The 18,466-nt window shown below is 62.8% G+C and carries 15 protein-coding genes; 12 read left to right on the forward strand and 3 right to left on the reverse strand.

Annotation, left to right across the window (positions count from 1 at the left end):
• Positions 1-11 precede the first annotated feature (11 nt).
• The 10 genes from AC1D05_RS14295 (at position 12) to AC1D05_RS14340 (ending at position 12,647) form a co-directional block, all read left to right on the forward strand.
• Positions 12-1,997 carry a CocE/NonD family hydrolase gene (locus AC1D05_RS14295; RefSeq protein ID WP_477441397.1) on the forward strand — a complete coding sequence of 662 codons (1,986 nt, stop codon included), beginning with the start codon at positions 12-14 and terminating at the stop codon, positions 1,995-1,997.
• Positions 1,998-2,151: 154 nt separating this feature from the next.
• Positions 2,152-3,738 (forward strand): ABC transporter substrate-binding protein, encoded by a 1,587-nt coding sequence (locus tag AC1D05_RS14300; protein WP_477441399.1) that lies wholly within the window; start codon positions 2,152-2,154, stop codon positions 3,736-3,738.
• A gap of 16 nt (positions 3,739-3,754) precedes the next feature.
• Positions 3,755-4,714, forward strand: coding sequence for an ABC transporter permease (locus AC1D05_RS14305; RefSeq protein WP_475454415.1), 960 nt, complete (start codon positions 3,755-3,757; stop codon positions 4,712-4,714).
• A gap of 9 nt (positions 4,715-4,723) precedes the next feature.
• Positions 4,724-5,548: an ABC transporter permease gene (locus tag AC1D05_RS14310; protein ID WP_477218581.1), complete on the forward strand. Its 825-nt coding sequence runs from the start codon at positions 4,724-4,726 to the stop codon at positions 5,546-5,548.
• Positions 5,548-7,203, forward strand: coding sequence for an ABC transporter ATP-binding protein (locus AC1D05_RS14315; protein ID WP_477441401.1), 1,656 nt, complete (start codon positions 5,548-5,550; stop codon positions 7,201-7,203). The genes AC1D05_RS14310 and AC1D05_RS14315 overlap by 1 nt, the downstream gene beginning before the upstream one ends.
• Positions 7,204-7,312: 109 nt before the next feature.
• A complete protein-coding gene (locus AC1D05_RS14320; protein WP_477441402.1) occupies positions 7,313-8,902 on the forward strand; it encodes an ABC transporter substrate-binding protein in 1,590 nt (529 codons plus the stop codon).
• A gap of 83 nt (positions 8,903-8,985) precedes the next feature.
• The gene (locus AC1D05_RS14325; protein WP_477441403.1) at positions 8,986-9,825 is read left to right on the forward strand and encodes an alkaline phosphatase family protein; all 840 of its coding nucleotides are present in this window, start codon (positions 8,986-8,988) and stop codon (positions 9,823-9,825) included.
• A 152-nt stretch (positions 9,826-9,977) separates the two neighbouring features.
• Entirely contained in the window at positions 9,978-10,544 is a 567-nt protein-coding gene (locus AC1D05_RS14330; RefSeq protein ID WP_477441405.1) for a sigma-70 family RNA polymerase sigma factor, read from the forward strand.
• A complete protein-coding gene (locus tag AC1D05_RS14335) occupies positions 10,541-11,209 on the forward strand; it encodes an anti-sigma factor (protein WP_477441407.1) in 669 nt (222 codons plus the stop codon). Before AC1D05_RS14330 ends, AC1D05_RS14335 begins: the two co-directional genes overlap by 4 nt.
• Positions 11,199-12,647, forward strand: coding sequence for a S8 family serine peptidase (locus AC1D05_RS14340; RefSeq protein ID WP_477441409.1), 1,449 nt, complete (start codon positions 11,199-11,201; stop codon positions 12,645-12,647). The genes AC1D05_RS14335 and AC1D05_RS14340 overlap by 11 nt, the downstream gene beginning before the upstream one ends.
• A 15-nt stretch (positions 12,648-12,662) precedes the next feature.
• Here the strand turns inward: AC1D05_RS14340 and AC1D05_RS14345 are convergent, their stop codons facing one another.
• The 3 genes from AC1D05_RS14345 to AC1D05_RS14355 form a co-directional block, all read right to left on the reverse strand.
• On the reverse strand, positions 12,663-13,586 hold the full coding sequence (locus AC1D05_RS14345) for a transglutaminase domain-containing protein (protein ID WP_477441410.1): 924 nt from the start codon (positions 13,584-13,586) through the stop codon (positions 12,663-12,665).
• The gene (locus AC1D05_RS14350; RefSeq protein WP_477441412.1) at positions 13,583-14,236 is read right to left on the reverse strand and encodes a hypothetical protein; all 654 of its coding nucleotides are present in this window, start codon (positions 14,234-14,236) and stop codon (positions 13,583-13,585) included. Before AC1D05_RS14350 ends, AC1D05_RS14345 begins: the two co-directional genes overlap by 4 nt.
• Before the next feature lie 246 nt (positions 14,237-14,482).
• Positions 14,483-15,505: a substrate-binding domain-containing protein gene (locus AC1D05_RS14355; RefSeq protein ID WP_477441414.1), complete on the reverse strand. Its 1,023-nt coding sequence runs from the start codon at positions 15,503-15,505 to the stop codon at positions 14,483-14,485.
• A gap of 364 nt (positions 15,506-15,869) precedes the next feature.
• On the opposite strand from AC1D05_RS14355, the gene AC1D05_RS14360 reads away from it, so the two are divergent.
• Together AC1D05_RS14360 and AC1D05_RS14365 are read left to right on the forward strand one after the other, a co-directional pair.
• Positions 15,870-17,225: an ABC transporter substrate-binding protein gene (locus tag AC1D05_RS14360; protein ID WP_477441415.1), complete on the forward strand. Its 1,356-nt coding sequence runs from the start codon at positions 15,870-15,872 to the stop codon at positions 17,223-17,225.
• A 227-nt stretch (positions 17,226-17,452) separates the two neighbouring features.
• Positions 17,453-18,466: a carbohydrate ABC transporter permease gene (locus tag AC1D05_RS14365; protein WP_477441417.1), complete on the forward strand. Its 1,014-nt coding sequence runs from the start codon at positions 17,453-17,455 to the stop codon at positions 18,464-18,466.

Genomic DNA, 18,466 nt, shown 5'->3' on the forward strand with positions numbered 1-18,466 from the left:
TATGCGCACCCATGAAAACTATCACCGAATTTCCCCGCAAGGTCGCCGAATTCCCCGATATGGGCATCGTCATGCCGGATGGCTGCCGGTTGTCGGCGCGGGTGTGGATGCCGGAGGATGCCGGCGACGATCCGGTGCCTGTCATCCTCGAGCATCTGCCCTACCGCAAGCGCGACGGCACCATCTTTCGCGACCAGCTGACGCATCCGTATTTCGCCGGTCACGGCTACGCCTCGATCCGCGTCGACATGCGCGGCAATGGCGATTCCGAAGGGCTGATGGACGACGAATATTCCGAGCAGGAATTGCAGGACGCCTGCGACGTCATCGCCTGGGCCGCAAGCCAGCCCTGGTGCAACGGCAATGTCGGCATGATGGGCATTTCCTGGGGCGGCTTCAACTGCCTGCAGGTGGCGGCCAAGCAGCCGCCGGCGCTGAAGGCGGTGATCAGCCTCTGCTCGACCGTCGACCGCTACGCCGACGACATCCACTACAAGGGCGGCTGCCTGCTGATCGAGAATTTCGGCTGGGCCTCGACGATGCTGTCCTATTCGTCGCGGCCGCCGGATCCGCTGATCGCCGGCGACAATCGCTGGCGCGATCTGTGGCTGACGCGGCTGGAGAACCAGTCCTTCCTTTTGCCGCTCTGGCTCAGCCACCAGCACCGCGATGCCTATTGGAAACGCGGTTCGATCTGCGAGGATTTTTCAGCAGTCAAGGCGGCAGTCCTGTCGATCGGCGGCTGGCATGACGGCTACCGCAACACGATCTCGCACCTCGTCACCAAGATCGAGGCGCCGGTGAAGGGCATCGTTGGCCCCTGGATCCACAAATATCCGCATTATGCCGGGCCTCAGCCGGCCATCGGCTTCCTGCAGGAGGCGCTGCGCTGGTGGGACCATTGGCTGAAGGGCACCGAGACCGGCGTCGAGGACGATCCCGCCTACCGCGCCTATGTAATGGACAGCGTGCGTCCGGCCCGTTGGCACCCGGAGCGGCCGGGCCGCTGGGTGGCGGAGCAACAATGGCCGGCGCCCGCCATCAAGGTCCAGGCGATCGATCTGCTGCCCAAGGGGAGCAAACCGGCCATCATCGCCTCGCCGCAGACCTGCGGCCTTGCTGGTGGCGAGTATTTCCCGTTCACCTTCGGCCCGGAACTGCCGGGCGACCAGCGTCCCGACGATGCGCTGTCGGTGTGTTTCGACCAGCCGGAACTCAGCGAGGCCATCGACATTGTCGGTGCACCCGAAGTTCAGGTCACGTTCTCTTCCGATCGCCCGCAGGCCAACATCGCTGTTCGCCTGTGCGACGTGCATCCCGACGGCGCTTCGGAACTGATCTCCTATGGCGTGCTCAACCTGACGCACCGCGACTCGCACGAATTCCCGCAAGCCCTGGTGCCTGATGCAACCGTGTCGGCGCGTGTCGTGCTCGATCAATGCGCCTACCGCGTGCCGGCCGGCCACCGCCTGCGGATTGCCGTGTCGAACACCTATTGGCCTGCCATCTGGCCCTCGCCGGAGCCGGTGCAACTCACCTTGTCGGCAGCGGCACTGGCCTTGCCGCTACGGCCGTTGGCGACAGGCAACGAAACGACGTTCGCCGAGCCGGAAGGTGCCACACCCTGGGCGACCGAAACGATCCGTGCCGCCAATTCCGAACGCCATGTCGATCGCGACGAAAAGACGGGAATCGTCACGCTTTCCATAGCGGATGATTTCGGCGCGGTGCGCGATCTCGACCACGGGCTGGTCAACGGCAGCATCGTCCGCGAGACCTGGACGATCCATCCAGACAATCCATTGTCAGCTTCAGGAAAAACACATTGGACGCAGACACTGTCGCGAAATGGATGGTCGGTGCGCACCGAGACATGGGCCGAGATGCGATCGGACGCGCAAAACTTTATCGTCAGCGCCAGAATCGAAGCTTATGAGGGTGAAAAAATCGTCTTCGAGCGCAGTTTCGAGGAAAGGATTCCGCGCGCGCTTGTTTGAGCGCTGACGCCGTTGGTCCAAATGCGACGTACGATTTACGCCACGGCATGTCGCATTCGGTCTTGCTTACCGCTTTCCCTTACGGTCATTATTCCCCTCACAAGAAGCAAGAAAATCGACCGTAGAGTCGAACCAACAGAGTGAGGAACTCAATATGTCAAACGAACTGGAATTCCTTAGCCGGCGCGTTGCAGCGGGCAAGCTGAGCCGTCGCGATTTTCTCGGCCGGGCGGCAGCGCTCGGCATCGCCGCGCCCTTCGCCAACACGCTACTTTCCAATGCGGCCCGCGCGGCGGGTCCGGTCAAGGGCGGCACCATCAAGGCCGGCCTGGTCGGCGGTGAATCCACCAACAGCCTCGATCCGGCGCTGATGATGACGCAGGTGCCGTTCGCTTTCGGCAAGTGCTGGGGCGAAATGATCGTCGAGCTTTCGCCGGACGGCAAGCTCGAGAACCGCATCGCCGAGGAGATCGGCTCGTCCAAGGACGCGAAGACCTGGACGCTGAAAATCCGCGACGGCGTCGAATTCCACAACGGCAAGACCGTGACTGCCGAGGACGTTGCCGCCACGCTCGAACGCCATTCCGACGAAAAGTCGAAATCCGGCGCGCTCGGCTACATGAAGGGCATCGAGACCATCAAGGCCAACGGCAAGGAAGTGGTGCTGACGCTGAAGGAGGCCAACGCCGACCTTCCCTATTTGCTCAGCGACTATCACCTGATCGTCCAGCCGAACGGCGGCAAGGACAAGCCCGATGCCGGCATCTCGGCCGGCCCGTATGTGGTCAAGACCAACGAGCCCGGCGTGCGCCATGGCGGCGAGCGTTTCGCCAATTACTGGCAGGGCGACAAGATGGGTCATGCCGACCAGATCGAGGTCATCGTCATCAACGACGCCACGGCGCGCACGGCGGCCCTGCAGGGCGGCCAGGTCAACATGATCAACCGCGTCGAGCCGAAGATCGTCGACCTGATCAAGCGCGTGCCGGGCGTGACCATCCGCAACCACGCCGGTCCTGGTCACTACGTGTTCATCATGCATTGCGACACGGCGCCGTTCGACAACAACGACCTGCGCATGGCGCTGAAGCTCGCCATCGACCGCGAAGAGATGCTGACCAAGGTGCTGCGCGGCTATGGCTCGCTCGGCAACGACTTCCCGATCAACTCGGCCTATCCGCTGTTCACCGAGATCGAGCAGCGCAAGTACGATCCCGACAAGGCCAAGTTCCACTACAAGAAGTCTGGCCATGACGGCACCGTGCTGCTGCGGACCTCGGACGTCGCCTTCCCGGGCGCGGTCGATGCCTCGCAGCTCTTCCAGCAGAGCGCGGCCAAGGCAGGCATCAAGATCGAGCTCAAGCGCGAGCCCGGCGATGGTTACTGGAACGAGGTCTGGAACAAGCAGCCCTTCTGCGCTTCCTACTGGGGCGGCCGCTCGACGCAGGACCAGATGTACTCGACCGCCTATCTGTCGACCGCCGACTGGAACGACACGCGTTTCAAGCGCCCGGACTTCGACAAGATGGTGCTTGCGGCGCGCGCCGAGCTCGACGATGCCAAGCGCAAGCAGATGTACCACGACATGGCTGTTCTGGTGCGCGACGAAGGCGGCCTGATCCTGCCGATGTTCAACCAGTTCATCGACGCGACCGGTGCGAAGGTCGACGGCTGGGTGGATGATCCGCATCAGGAACTGATGAACGGTTACGCCCTGGCGAAGTGCTGGCTGCAGGCCTGAGTCCGGCTTTGCGGAGATGTCCTCACCCATCCTGAAACTAATCGCCCAGCGCATTGCGCTGGGCATCCTCCTTCTGTTGGCCATATCGGTCCTGATCTTCGCCGGCACCCAGATCCTGCCCGGCGACGTCGCGCAAGCCATCCTCGGACAATCGGCGACGCCGGAGTCGCTCGCCAATCTGCGCGAGCAGCTCGGGCTGAACGACCCGGCCTATGTCAGGTATTTCCACTGGCTCGGCGGCGTGCTGACCGGCGACCTCGGCACGGCCATGTCGAGCGGCCAGGACATCGCGACTTCGATCAAGGGCCGGCTGTGGAATACGCTGTTCCTCGCCTTCTGGGCGGCGATCGTAGCGGTGCCGCTGGCAATCATCCTCGGCCTGATCGCGGTGCGTTACCGCAATGGCTGGGTAGACAAGCTGATCTCCGGACTGGCGCTCGCGTCGACCTCCTTCCCGGAATTCTTCATCGGCTATGTGCTGGTCTATTTCTTCGCCGTGAAGTGGCAGATCTTTCCCGGCATCTCGACTGTCTATGACGGCATGCCGTTCGGTGAGCGGATGCAGGCGATCGCGCTGCCGGCGACGGCACTGACGCTGGTGGTGCTCGCCCACATGATGCGCATGACCCGCGCGGCGATCCTCAATGTCATGCAGTCGGCTTATGTCGAGACGGCGGAATTGAAAGGCCTGTCGGCCTTCAACGTCATCCGCAAGCACGCCTTCCCCAATGCCATCGCGCCGATCATCAACGTCGTCATGCTCAACCTCGCCTATCTGATCGTCGGCGTCGTCGTGGTCGAGGTGATCTTCGTCTATCCCGGCATGGGACAATATCTCGTCGATCATGTGACCAAGCGCGACGTGCCGGTGGTGCAGGCCGTCGGCCTGATCTTCGCCGCCGTCTACATTAGTCTCAACATCATCGCGGACATAGCGGCGATCATCGCCAATCCGCGTCTTCGACATCCGAAATAGGGGGCGGGCATGCTCGATATCAAACGCATCCCCATCCCCGCGCTGATCGGCATAATCCTGACGGCGCTGTTCGTTCTGGCGGCGATCTTCGCGCCCTGGATCTCACCGCATGACAATGCCGAGATCGTCGGCGATGTCTGGGAGCCGATGTCGGCGGCGCATTGGCTGGGCACCGACAATCTCGGCCGCGATCTGTTGTCGCGGATGATCTACGGCGCCCGTATCACTCTGTTCATCGCGGTGCTGGCCACCGCGCTGTCGTTCTCGCTCGGCGCCATACTGGGGTTCTCGGCGGCGGTGTTCGGCGGCTGGTTCGACACGATCCTGTCGCGCCTGGTCGATCTCCTGATGTCGATCCCGACGCTGATCATGGGCCTGGTTGTCCTCTCCGTGCTGCCGACCAACCTGGTGACGCTGATCCTGGTGATGGGCATTCTCGACTCGACGCGCGTCTACCGTCTGTCGCGCGCGGTCGCCGTCGACATCAACGTCATGGATTACGTTGAAGCCGCAAAGCTGCGCGGCGAAGGCAGCGCCTGGATCATCTTCCGCGAGATCCTGCCCAATGCGCTGTCGCCGCTTGTTTCGGAACTCGGGCTGCGCTTCATCTATGCGGTGCTGTTCCTGTCGACACTGTCCTTCCTCGGCCTTGGCGTGCAGCCACCGGATGCCGACTGGGGCGGCATGGTCAAGGAAAACAAGGATGGCATCGTCTTCGGCATAGGCGCAGCACTCATCCCGGCGGCGGCGATCGCCATGCTGGCGATTTCGGTCAATCTGGTCGCCGACTGGGTGCTCAACCGTACGACAAGCCTGAAGGGAGGACGCGGGTGATGGCTGACACCAAAGCGAAACCCGGCGTGCTGCTCGACATCCGCAATCTGCGCATCGAGGCTACAGTCTACCCGCCCGGCGAGGCGCCGAAGAACATCGTGCTGGTGCACGACGTCTCGCTGACGCTGGAAAAGGGCAAGGTGCTCGGCCTGATCGGCGAATCCGGCGCCGGCAAGTCGACCATCGGCCTGTCGTCCATGGGGTATGGCCGCGGCGGCGTGCGCATCACGGGCGGTGAGGTCATCCTCAACGGCCGCGATATCCTCAAGGGCGGCAAGGAAGGCTTTCGCAAGCTGCGCGGCCGCGAGGTCTGCTACGTCGCGCAATCGGCAGCCGCCGCCTTCAACCCGGCGCACCGGCTGATGGACCAGGTGGTGGAAGCCACGCTGCTGCACGGCACAGCGACACGGGCCGAGGCTGAGAAACGCGCCGTGGCGTTGTTCAAGAAGCTCAGCCTGCCAAACCCCGAAACCATCGGCGAACGCTTCCCGCACCAGGTCTCGGGCGGCCAGTTGCAGCGCGTGATGACGGCGATGGCGCTGTGCTCCGAGCCGGACCTGATCGTCTTCGACGAACCGACGACGGCGCTCGACGTGACGACGCAGATCGACGTGCTGGCGGCGATCAAGGACGCCATCCGCGACACCCATGTGGCGGCGCTCTACATCACCCACGACCTTGCCGTCGTCGCCCAGGTCTCGGACGAAATTATGGTGCTGCGCCATGGCCGGCTGGTCGAATGGGGCGGCACGCGCCAGATCATCAAGGAACCGCGCCAAGAGTATACCAACGCACTGGTGTCGGTGCACGAGATCGAGCATGCCGAGCAAAAACCCGGCACGACACCGTTCCTGTCGGTCAAAAACGTCACCGCCGCCTATGGCCGCAGCCACATCAAGGTGCTGAAGAACGTCTCGGTCGACATTTTTCCGGGCCAGACGCTGGCCGTCGTCGGCGAGTCCGGCTCCGGCAAGTCGACGCTGGCGCGTGCCATCACCGGTTTGCTGCCCCCGGAAGAAGGCACCGTCACCTTTGACGGCCGTCCACTGGCCAACAAGCTTGCCGACCGGCCGAAAGAAGATCTGCGGCAGTTGCAGATGATCTACCAGATGGCCGACGTGGCGATGAACCCACGCCAGACCGTCGGCACCATCATCGGCCGGCCGCTCGAATTCTATTTCGGCATACGCGGCAAGGAGCGCGACAAACGCGTCGCCGAACTGCTCGACAAGATCGAGATGGGCAAGGGCTTTTCCGACCGCTATCCGGCCGAACTTTCAGGCGGCCAGAAGCAGCGCGTCTGCATCGCCCGCTCGCTCGCGGCAAAACCCAAGCTGATCATTTGTGACGAGGTGACCTCGGCGCTTGACCCCCTGGTGGCGCACGGCATCCTGAAGCTGCTGCTCGAGCTGCAGAAGGAGGAGAATGTCGCCTATCTGTTCATCACCCACGATCTGGCGACGGTGAAATCGATCGCCGATTCGATCGCGGTGATGTATCGCGGCGAGGTGGTGCGCTATGGCGCGAAAAGCAAGGTGCTGACGCCCCCCTTCGATGACTACACCGACCTTCTCCTGTCATCGGTCCCGGAGATGGAAATCGGCTGGCTGGAAAAGGCGATCAAGGGGCGGCGCATGGCCAGCGCGGGGAATTAGTCAGCGTCTGGCTCAGAGCGACCATCGTCATCCGTATGCAACACTAGAGCGCGACACGTCCTTCCGGACGGGCGCTGCTCGTGACGTTGTTTTCAACAAGGGGTAGGACATGAAGACTGAACTCGACCATCTCGCTGATCTCGCCGGCCAGGGCCGGATATCGCGTCGCGACTTCCTTGGCCGCACGGCGGCACTGGGTGTGTCGGTGGCGCTGGCAACGGCGCTGGCCGGGAAAGCCTTCGCACAGACGCCGGTCAAGGGCGGCATCATCAAGGCGGGCCTGCAGGGCGGTGAATCGACCAACAGCCTCGATCCAGCGCTGAACCTCAGCCAGGTCACTTACAGCTTCGCCAAACAGTGGGGCGAATATCTCGTCCGACTGACGCCGGAAGGTGGCGTCGAGAACCTGATCGCGCAGGAGATCGGCGCCTCGGCAGACGCCAAGACCTGGACGATCAAGGTGCGCGACGGCATCGAATTCCACAATGGCAAGACCGTGACCGCGGAAGATATCGCTGCCACACTCGAGCGCCACGCCGACGAGAAGTCGAAGTCGGGTGCACTGGGCGTGCTGAAGAACATCAAGACGATCAAGCCGAGCGGTAAGGAAGTGGTGGTCACGCTCGGCGACGCAGACGCCGACTTCCCCTATCTGATGGCCGACTACCACCTCGTCATCCAGCCGAATGGCGGCAAGGACAATCCGAATGCCGGCATCAGCGCCGGACCCTACAAGGTCACCGTCAACCAGCCAGGCGTGCGCCATGGCGGCGAGCGCTTCGCCAACTACTGGCAGGGCGACAAAATGGGCCATGCCGACCAGGTCGAGATCGTCGTCATCAATGACGCGACGGCGCGGCTGGCGGCACTTCAGGGCGGACAGGTGCAGTTGATCAACCGTGTCGAGCCGAAAGTTGTCGACCTGGTCAAGCGCATCCCCGGTGTCACCATCGAGAACGTCTCGGGCAGGGGCTACTATCCGTTCAACATGTTCTGCGACACCGCGCCCTTCGACAACAATGACCTGCGCATGGCACTGAAGCTCGCCATGGACCGCGACGAGTTGCTGGAAAAGATCCTGCGCGGCTATGGCTCGGTCGGTAACGACTTCCCGATCAATGAAGCCTATCCGCTGTTTTCAACCGACATCGAGCAGCGCAAATTCGATCCGGAGAAGGCGGCCGCAGCCTACAAGAAGTCGGGCCATAGCGGCTCCATCCTGCTGCGCACCTCCGACGTCGCTTTCCCCGGCGCTGTCGATGCAGCCCAGCTCTACCAGCAGTCCTGCGCCAAGGCCGGCATCAAGATCGAGATCAAGCGCGAGCCCGGCGACGGTTACTGGTCGGAAGTCTGGAACAAGAAGCCTTTCTCCCTTTCCTACTGGGGCGGCCGCCCGACGCAGGACCAGATGTACTCCACCGGCTATGTCTCAACCGCCGACTGGAACGACACGCGCTTCAAGCGGCCGGAGTTCGACAAGATGCTGCTTACCGCCCGCGCCGAACTCGACCAGGCCAAGCGCAAGGCGATCTACCACGACATGGCGGTGATGATGCGCGACGAAGGCGGCCTGATCGTGCCGTTCTTCAACCAGTTCATCGACGCGGCCGCCACCAACAAGATTGCCGGTTGGGTCAAGAACCCCAACGGTGAGATGATGGATGGCTACGCGCTTGGCGCGTGCTGGCTGACCGCTTAACGCCAGGCTGGTACTGAAAAGCGCCGCGTGTCCCAGGGACACGCGGCGTACTTGTTTCAACGAACGACTGCAAGAGGCTACCCATGGCGCTCGACTCCAAGCTGCTGCTCATCATCCTCGATGGCGTCCCCTATCGGAACTGGCGCCGGCTGATGGGCAATCTCGAGGGCTGGGTGCAATCGGGCGAGGCAAAGGTCTGGAAGATGCGCTCGGTGCTGCCGTCGACCTCGGCCTGTTGCTATGCCTCGATCCACACCGGCGTGTCGCCACAGGTGCACGGCATTCTTTCCAACGAAAACCGGTTTCGCGTCGGGCAGCCTGACATCTTCTCCGAAGTCAGCAAGGCCGGCGGCAAGACAGGCGCGGTAACGCATTCCTACTGGTCGGAATTCTTCCGCTCCTACCCGTTCGATCTGGTCGAGGACATGGAATATGACGAGCCAAGCGGGCCGATCACGCATGGCCGGTTCCACACCATGACCGGTTACAATTTGCGCAACCAGATGACGCCGAGCGATGTCGACCTGTTCGCGACCCTGACCATGCTGACCAAACGCCATGGCATCGACTACGGCATCCTGCACACCTGTACGCTGGATTCGATGGGCCATCGCTTCGGTCACGACTGCCACGAGATGGACCATGCCGTCTATGCGATGGACGGCATGCTGGCTGCTTTCCTGCCGGGCTGGATCCAAGCCGGCTACGAGGTGATGGTCACCGCCGATCATGGCCAGACCGATCGTGGCCACCATGGCGGCCACGACGACGAGATGCAGGATTTCGCGCTGTATTATTTCGGCCCCGGCAAGGGACCCGAGGGCGACACGCTGCTCGACCAGTTGCAGCTGGCGCCGACGGTGCTGAGCCGGCTCGGCGTACCGGTGCCGGCGACGATGAAGGCGAAGCCGTTTTTGATTTAGCTCCCCCTTCTCCCCCGTGGGAGAAGGAAAAAGGCTCGGCTCTGGCAACCGCCCCTTTCTTCAGTTAGCCTCCGCAAATTCCTTGGCGGAGGATGAACCTTTTTGGACCGATCAGCGACAGAGCAGACAGGAGCCAGGCGGCTCGACCGGCCATGACGGCAGCGACGGAGACCGATCGCGCGCTTGTCGACCGGGTCGCGAAGGGCGACCGTGCCGCCGTTCGGCTCCTGTTCATGCGTCACCACGCGCGGGTCTACCGCTTCGTGGCGCGCCAGACGGGATCGGAAATGATGGCTGACGATATCGCGAACGAAGTTTTTCTTGAACTGTGGCGACAGGCGCCAGGGTTCGAGGGACGCTCCGAAGTCTCGACATGGCTGCTCGGCATCGCCCGGTTCAAGGCGCTGTCGCTGCTGCGCAAGAAAAAGGAAGACTGGATCGACGACGAGGCCGCCGCCGCGGTGCCCGACGGCGCCGATACGCCGGAGGTCGTCACGATGAAAGAGGACAAGGCCGCCGCCTTGCGCCGCTTCATCGACGCCTTGCCCGAAGAGCATCGCACGGTGATCGACCTTGCCTATTATCACGGACAATCGGTGACCGAGATCGGCGAGGTGCTCGGCATCCCGGTCGCGACCGTCAAGACCCGGATGTTCTACGCCCGCAAGAAACTCGGTGATGCCCTCAAGGCCGCCGGTTACGACAGGGGGTGGCCATGAGCGCCGCTGAAAAGATGTCGCGCCGCGACGAAATGGAAACGCTGCTGCCGTTCTACCTGAGCGGCTCGCTGGAAGGCTCCGACCTCGAAGCCGTCGAGGAATGGCTGGCGACCGATCCGGCGGCAATGGCAGCCCTTGGCGAAGCCGAGGCCGAATTCTCCGGCACATCGGCCGCCAATGAAGCAATCCGCCCGCCCGCCGATGCGCTCAGCCGCTTCGCCAAGGCGTTCGACGCCGAGGCCGGACCCGCGCGCAAGCCGGCAGGCTCGTCCTGGCTGGCGCAGGCCTGGGGCCGCTTCATGGCGGTGCCGGTCGGCGTCGCCTGGGCGGCGGCCGCGGTCCTGCTGGCGCTGATCGCGGTGCAATCCCTGGTGCAGCCCGGCGGCAAAGGCAAGGATTTCGAGATCGCCGGCGCGGAAGATGATCTGGCGAAACTGCCGTTCGCGCTGGTCAAGTTCAAACCGGATGCGAAGATGTCGGATGTTTCGGCATTCCTCGGCAGCAACGGGCTGAAGGTCATCGGCGGCCCAACCGCCGACGGCGTCTTCCGGCTTGCCATCCCCGCCGCCAACGCGGCCGACTATACGAAGCAGCTCGGCCTTATTGCCGCCCAGCCCTTCGCGGAGACTGTGATCGAGGGAAGGAAACCGGTTGATGGCGGCTGAGGCGGCCCTTCGATTAGCGGCGATCCTTGCGGCGGCGATGACAATCGCCGCCGTGCCTGCGTCGGCGCAGACCAACGCCGCCAATGGCGACCAGACAAAAATCGACTGCCGCAACGGCACCAACGCTGCTGGCGCCAACTGCGCCAAGGATGGCAACGGCGCCGGCGACAATGCCGGTGGTGCGGGGCCTGCCCAGGCCGGCGCCGTCTTTCTTCCCGCCCTGATCGTCGACCTGTTCCCCAACCCGGTCGCGCCCCCGGCACCGGTGCCGACACCACGACCGGAACCGGCACCGCCGCCGGGCAACAACCAGGCCGGCCCACCGGCCGGCGGCCCGATCGTGTCGCCGACCGATCTCATTGCCGTCCAGCCGCAGCGCGCTGTGACCGGCGATTTCGTGCCCGACGAGGTGCTGGTGACCGTCGATGGCGATGCCGGCGCCGTGCAGCAGATCGCCGCCTCCTTCGGCCTCGAGGTGCGTTCGCAGCGCCAGTCCCGGCTGCTTGGCACCACTTTGGTGCGCTTCGGCATTCCCGACGGCCGTCCTGTCGGCGTCGTGCTGGCGCAGCTTGCCGCCGATGGCCGCACCCAGCGGCGCGAGCCCAACCACATCTATTCGCTGCAGCAGGCGGCCGGCATCGTCAACTATGCCTTCGATCGCATCGCGCTCGATGCCAAACAGGCCAGCGGCGAAAACGTTCGTGTCGCCGTCATCGATACCGGCATCGACGACACCAATCCGGCGCTGGCCGGCGTCATCGCCGCGCAGTTCGACGCCATGCCTGACGTGCCTATCGAAAAGCGCGACCATGGCACTTCGATCGACGGGCTGATCGCCGGCGTCGGCGCGCTGGAGGGCATAGCGCCGGGCGCCAAGATTTATCACGCCCGCGCCTTCGAAGGTGGCAAGTCGACCATGGATGTCATTCTGTCGGCGCTCGACTGGGCGGCGGAGCAGAATGTCAGCATCATCAATATGAGTTTCGTCGGGCCGAAGAACGATTTGCTCGGCGCCGCCTGCCGCAATGCCCGCGCGCTCGGCATGGTGCTGGTGGCCGCCGCCGGCAACAACGGCCCGAAGGCGCCCTACGGCTACCCGGCCGCCTTCGACGGCGTCATCGCGGTGACCGCCACCGACGCCAAGGACGGGCTGATGCCGCAGGCCAATCGTGGCGCCTATGTCTTCATCTCGGCACCCGGCGTCGAGATGGTGGCGCCGAGCGGCGCCGGCTCGGACGTCGTCACCGGAACCTCGTTTGCCGCGGCGATCGTCAGCGGCGCTATCGCCAATCTCATCCATGCCGCCCCCGACCGCTCGGCCGACGACATCGAGAAAGCGCTGGCGATAACGGCGAAGGATCTCGGCCCCAAGGGGCGCGACAATGATTTCGGCTATGGGCTGCTGGACCTAAAGGCGGCCGAGGCCGCGAAGGAATGAAGCCGCGCTAGCATATTACCGTTCCAACCAATCAGGCGTGATCTCGATCAGCGGCTGCTCCGGGCGTGCGGCCAAATCATCCAGCAACTCCATCTCGTCGTCTGGAATCGATCGTTTGTGTTGAGACGCCTCGCGCCAGCGATCCCAGTTCGAGGTCTCGCGAGCGTTCAGCACATAGTGATCGCGCAGCACGTTGACCTTCAGGAACCACCAGCCGGCAACGCTGCCGTGGCCGAATGCACCTGGGTCGGCCCCCGCCCGGCGGCACATCAGCCAGGCTTCTCCCGCCGTCATGAAAAACCGGCGCGGCACATCGGTGGAATCGAATTCAATGCGGTTCCTTTGCCGCAGCATGTGATCGATCTGGGCATCGCTGAGGCGCCATGTGCCGGTCTCGGAATCCCAATATTCGCAGACCCAGTGATCCTCCCATGCGCCACCAAAATAAGCAGCGAAGCCGCATCGCACACGGGCCGGAACGCCGCTGCAGCGCAGGAAGGAGCAGAGCGCAAGCGCGAAGTCGCGGCAAGTGCCGGTGGATCGCTTGTCCGCCGGCCGCTGGACGCAAAGAGGCCGTGGATCCCGCTTCAGGACATCATCGAGCCGCTCGGCGATGGGCAGCGTCTTGCGTGCCGTTGGATCGAGTGTCGTCTCGTCGAGGCCGTATTCCCTTGCCCAGTCAGCATGCACCAGCACGCCCTGGATGACCTGGCTGAGAGGTCCGATGCCTGCAGGAAGCATGACAATCGCTGCACCGTGGTGCCTCGGATCGGACATATGGCTATGAGCCAGCCAACGATCCGCGCCTTCCATGTCGGCTCTCCGTTCCTCGGCCGCAGCCGCTCCATCAATCAAACTGATTTTTCCGCTGGGAGCAATGCTGGCAAAAGGGCCCAGGCGCATCGTCGTCCGAGAAATCCGGCGAATGGTATCGATCAACTCGCTGGAAGTTCACGGGCTCGTCGGCCTAGCAGAAGCAACGCCGATCCAAGACAAAGCCCGACGACAACCAGACCGGCTATCGTCAACCGTCGCATCAACACCGCCTGCTGATCGTGGCCGATGACGCGGTAGAGACCGTTGATCTCGACCATTTCCGGGCCAGACAGCCGCTGTTTGGGCAGCGATCGGTCGGTGTAGAAATATTTGGTCATCGCGTTGAATTCGAGTTCACGTCCGATGAACATTTCGGTGGGGTTCAGGTCCGACGTGACATAGCCGTCATAAGTGAGCTCCTGCGTGGTCCGGATGTCGACATTGTTGAAGTCCGGCTCTGTGGCGCCCGCATGAAACCAGCCTGGCGAAAACACCGAGAAAGACCCGGAGCGGGGCAGATGAGTAACCTGCTGGTTGACGATCTCGACCACTTTCTGTTCTGTCCGCGCGGCTTCCGCATTTGCCTTTCCAATCCCCGGCAACGTCCAGAAGATTGCACTGGAAACCGTCAGCAGAAGGCCCGTCAAGCCAAGCACAAACACGATATGGCCGATAGCGCGCGCCGATCTTGCGGTGCGCTTAATGGGGGCGGCCGGAGCGCTACGCTCGCGCCCGCGCCGGCCGAAAACCGTGCTGGGCTGATCGATGTTCATCGGCCCATGTTGGGGCGGGCGGGCTAATGCGTCGTTAATGGGCCTTCGTCACTGCTTCAAAACCAAGGTCACTTTTGAGTGAAATGCATTAGAGCAGTTCACCGTTTCACGGAAACGGCAAACCGCTCTAACTCTTTGTTTCAACGCAATTCCGGACGGAAAACCGTTTCACACTTTTCCTGGAATTGCTCTAGAAGGTCCGCTTTGGGCCGAACCCGGTCGTTCAATGTGATTGGACCTAGCCCCCTACGCCGGCGCCCCGCCGACCGATCCTCGGACCACCAGGTCGACCGGCCATACCTCGCCGCGCGCGCCCTCTTCCAGACCGGAAATCCGCGCTGCCAGCCGTTCGGCGACACGGGCGCCGGCGAGACGGATCGATGAGCGCGTCGTCGACAGCGGCACGGAAAAATTCTCCGGCTTCAGCCAGGGAAAGACGTCGTCATGGGCGATCAGCGAGACGTCGCCGGGAATGGTGAGGCCGAGGTCGCGCACGGCGCGCACGACGCCCAGCGCCATGATCAGGCTGGAGCAGGCGATCGCCGTCGGCGCGTCGCCAGCCTCCAGCAGACGCCTGGTGGCGCGATAGCCGTTTTCTTCGGTCATCGCCACGGAGCAGACATGGCGTTCGCCCAGGGTCAGCCCGCTTGCCGCGAGTGCCCGGCGCACGCCGCGCTCGCGATGGATGGCGAAGGTCTCGCGGTCGTCGCCATTGATCAGCGCCAGCCGCCGGTGGCCGAGCTGGACCAGCAGCCGCGCCGCCTCATGGAAGGCGCCCTCATTGTCGATGTCGAGATAGGGATAGTCGAAATCGAAACCTTCGCTGCGGCCATGGACGAGGAAGGGAATGCCGAGCGTGCTGACCAGCGCCACCCGATTGTCCTGCGGCATCGGCGAAGAGATATAGACGGCGTCGACCTGGCGGTTGGCGACGATGCGCCGGTAGGTCGTCTCCTGGTCGTCGGCATCGGCCGGCGACAGCACAAGGTCAAGCTCGTGCGAGCGGGCATAGTCGCCCAGGCCGGACAGGAACTCGACGAAATGCGGATCGATGTCGACGGCGGCCCCGGTCGGCAGGACATAGCCGATCATACCGGACTTGCCGGTCGCCAGCCGCCGCGCGCTCGGATTGGGGCGATAGCCATGGCGCTTGGCGGCGTCCATGACGCGCCGGCGCGTTTCCTCGTTGACCTCCGGATAGCCGTTCAACGCCCGGCTTACCGTGGTCTGCGAAAGCGCCAGCATATGCGCGAGCTGCTTGAGGTTCACAAAGGCCTCCATTTCCTCAAAGCGCTTTTAAATTGAATCGACCCAAGCGCCACAAGGGCGTGGTCATACCAGTGCCAAGCATAAGCTCGGTTTGCGCGAGTTTGAAACAGAAATTACTGCTGCGCCGCCATAAAAGCATGTTGCAGTGCACTTTTTGTCCACAAAATGCTCAAGCTTAAATCGATTAGCCACTGCCCCCTCTTGACTCTTGAGTGAATCAATGGCGAGATCAGCAAAGCCAAAGCGCTTTGGAAGACTCTTCGAAAGGTTGCGGTTTCCTTGCGACTGAGTCACAGTCCTGCAGCGTCGGCGGGCGGAATGGAGGTTCCGTCCGGTGTATGTGACCCACTGGGAGGGAATACCGATGAAGAAAATGCTTTTGCTGGGCGCTGCGTTTGCCACGTTCGCCCTGAACGCGCCCGCGCATGCCGAACTGAAGTTCAAGCCGGGTGAGGACAAGCGCTTCAACTGGGCAAATTACGAAGAGCTCAAGAAAGTCGATCTCAAGGGCGAAACCTTGACCATCTTCGGACCCTGGCGCGGCGAGGACGAAGGCCTGATCCGCACGGTTCTTGAATATTTCCAGGAAGCGACCGGCGCCGAGATCAAATACTCCTCGTCGGAAAATTACGAACAGCAGATCGTCATCGACACACAGGCCGGTAGCCCGCCAAACATCGCCGTGCTGCCGCAGCCGGGCCTGATCCAGGACCTGGCGTCCAAGGGCCTGCTAACACCGCTCGGCGACGACACCGCCAAATGGGTCAAGGACAATTACGGCGCTGGCCAGTCCTGGGTCGACCTCGGCACTTTCAAGGACAAGGACGGCAAGCCAGGCTTCTTCGCCTTTCCCTACAAGGCCGACGTGAAATCGCTGGTCTGGTACTCGCCGGATAATTTCAAGGAAGCCGGCTACACTGTTCCGAAGACGCAGGAAGAACTCGCCGACCTCGAGAAGAAGATCATCGCCGATGGCGGCACGCCATGGTGCATCGGGCTCGGTTCGGGCGGCGCCACCGGCTGGCCGGCGACCGATTGGGTCGAGGACCTGATGCTGCGCACGCAGCCGCCGGAAGTCTACGACAAATGGGTGAAGAACGAGATTCCGTTCAACGATCCGGCGGTGGTCAACGCCATCGACATCTTCGGCAAGATCGCGACCAACGACAAGATGGTCGATGGCGGCGCCAAGGCGGTTGCGGCGACCGATTTCCGCGACAGCCCGAAGGGCCTCTTCTCGGTGCCGCCAAAATGCTACCTGCACCATCAGGCATCGTTCATCCCGACTTTCTTCCCGGAAGGCACCAAGGTTGGCCAGGACGCGGACTTCTTCTATTTCCCGCCCTATGCCTCCAAGCCTGAACTCGGCACGCCCGTGCTTGGCGCCGGCACGCTCGCCATGATCACCAAGGACTCCAAGGGTGCGCGCGCGTTCATCGAATTCCTGAAGATGCCGCTTGCCCATGAAATCTGGATGGCCCAGGGCGGTTTCGTGACGCCGTTCAAGTCGGTCAACAAGGATGCCTATGCCAGCGACGCGCTTAGGAAGCAGGGCGATATCCTTGCCAATGCCTCGACCTTCCGCTTCGACGGTTCCGACCTGATGCCGGGCAAGATCGGCGCCGGCGCGTTCTGGACCGGCATGATCGACCTGGTCGGCGGCAAGTCCGCGCAGGATGTCGCCACCGACATCCAGAAGAGCTGGGACGCCATCAAGTAGGCGGCTGGCCGGACTCGGGACGAGCATAGTTCTCGCATGGATCCGGGCCTTACCGGCCCGGATCTCACGGCGGCCCGCGCCGCAACTTTTCGTCATGAGCGCATCGACGTGAAGCGCAATCCGCATGTGAAATATTTTTCGCGGCCGATTGCACTCCAAACAACTGAATCGGCGCCTAGTCCCGAGGTCACTTCAGCCTCGCCGGATCATGCGCAGGGGAGGAATGCATGGCGTCTCAGATTTTCTCGGCCATATTTGTCATCATCGTCGGCGTCGGCGGTTGCGTCGCCTACTTTTGGGGCGCCAACAAACTGGTCGACCTGATATTCCCGTCGCGCGGCGTCGCCGGCACTGCTGCTATCGACAATCTTCGCCGGCAAGGCCTGGTCCGGCCCTGGCTGTTCGTCGGTCCGGCGATGATCATCCTGACCATTTATCTCATCTACCCCGTGGTCGAGACGCTGCGGCTCTCCTTCCTCGATCGCGGCGGCGTCAACTTCGTCGGCCTGGCCAACTATCAATGGGCCTTGGGCGACCGTGAGTTCCGCAATTCGATCCTCAACAACGTGCTGTGGCTGGCTGTCGTGCCCGCCGCCTGCACCTTCCTTGGCCTGATCATCGCCGTGCTCACCGACAAGATCTGGTGGGGCACGATCGCCAAGAGCCTGATCTTCCTGCCGCTGGCCATATCCTTCGTCGGCGCCAGCGTGATCTGGAAATTCATCTACGAGTATCGCGGCGACGGCCAGACCCAGATCGGCATCCTCAACGCCATCATCCAGCATTTCGGCGGCCAGCCGCAGGTCTGGATATCGCTGCCGTTCTGGAACAATTTCTTCCTGATGATCATCCTAATCTGGATCCAGACCGGCTTTGCCATGGTCATCCTGTCCTCGGCGCTGCGCGGCATTCCGGAAGAGACGCTGGAAGCCGCCGTCATCGACGGCGCCAATCCGTTCCAGATCTTCTGGAAAATCATGGTGCCGCAGATATGGGGCACCATCGCGGTCGTCTGGACCACGATCACCATTCTGGTGCTCAAGGTGTTCGACATCGTGCTGACCATGACCAACGGACAGTGGAACAGCCAGGTGCTGGCCAATCTGATGTTCGACTGGATGTTCCGCGGCGGTGGTGATTTCGGCCGCGGCGCCACCATCGCCATCATCATCATGATCGCGGTCATTCCGATCATGGTCTGGAACATCCGCCAGGCGAACAAAGAAACGGGAGGACATTGA

The organism is Mesorhizobium sp. P2_E9, assembly GCF_056403815.1.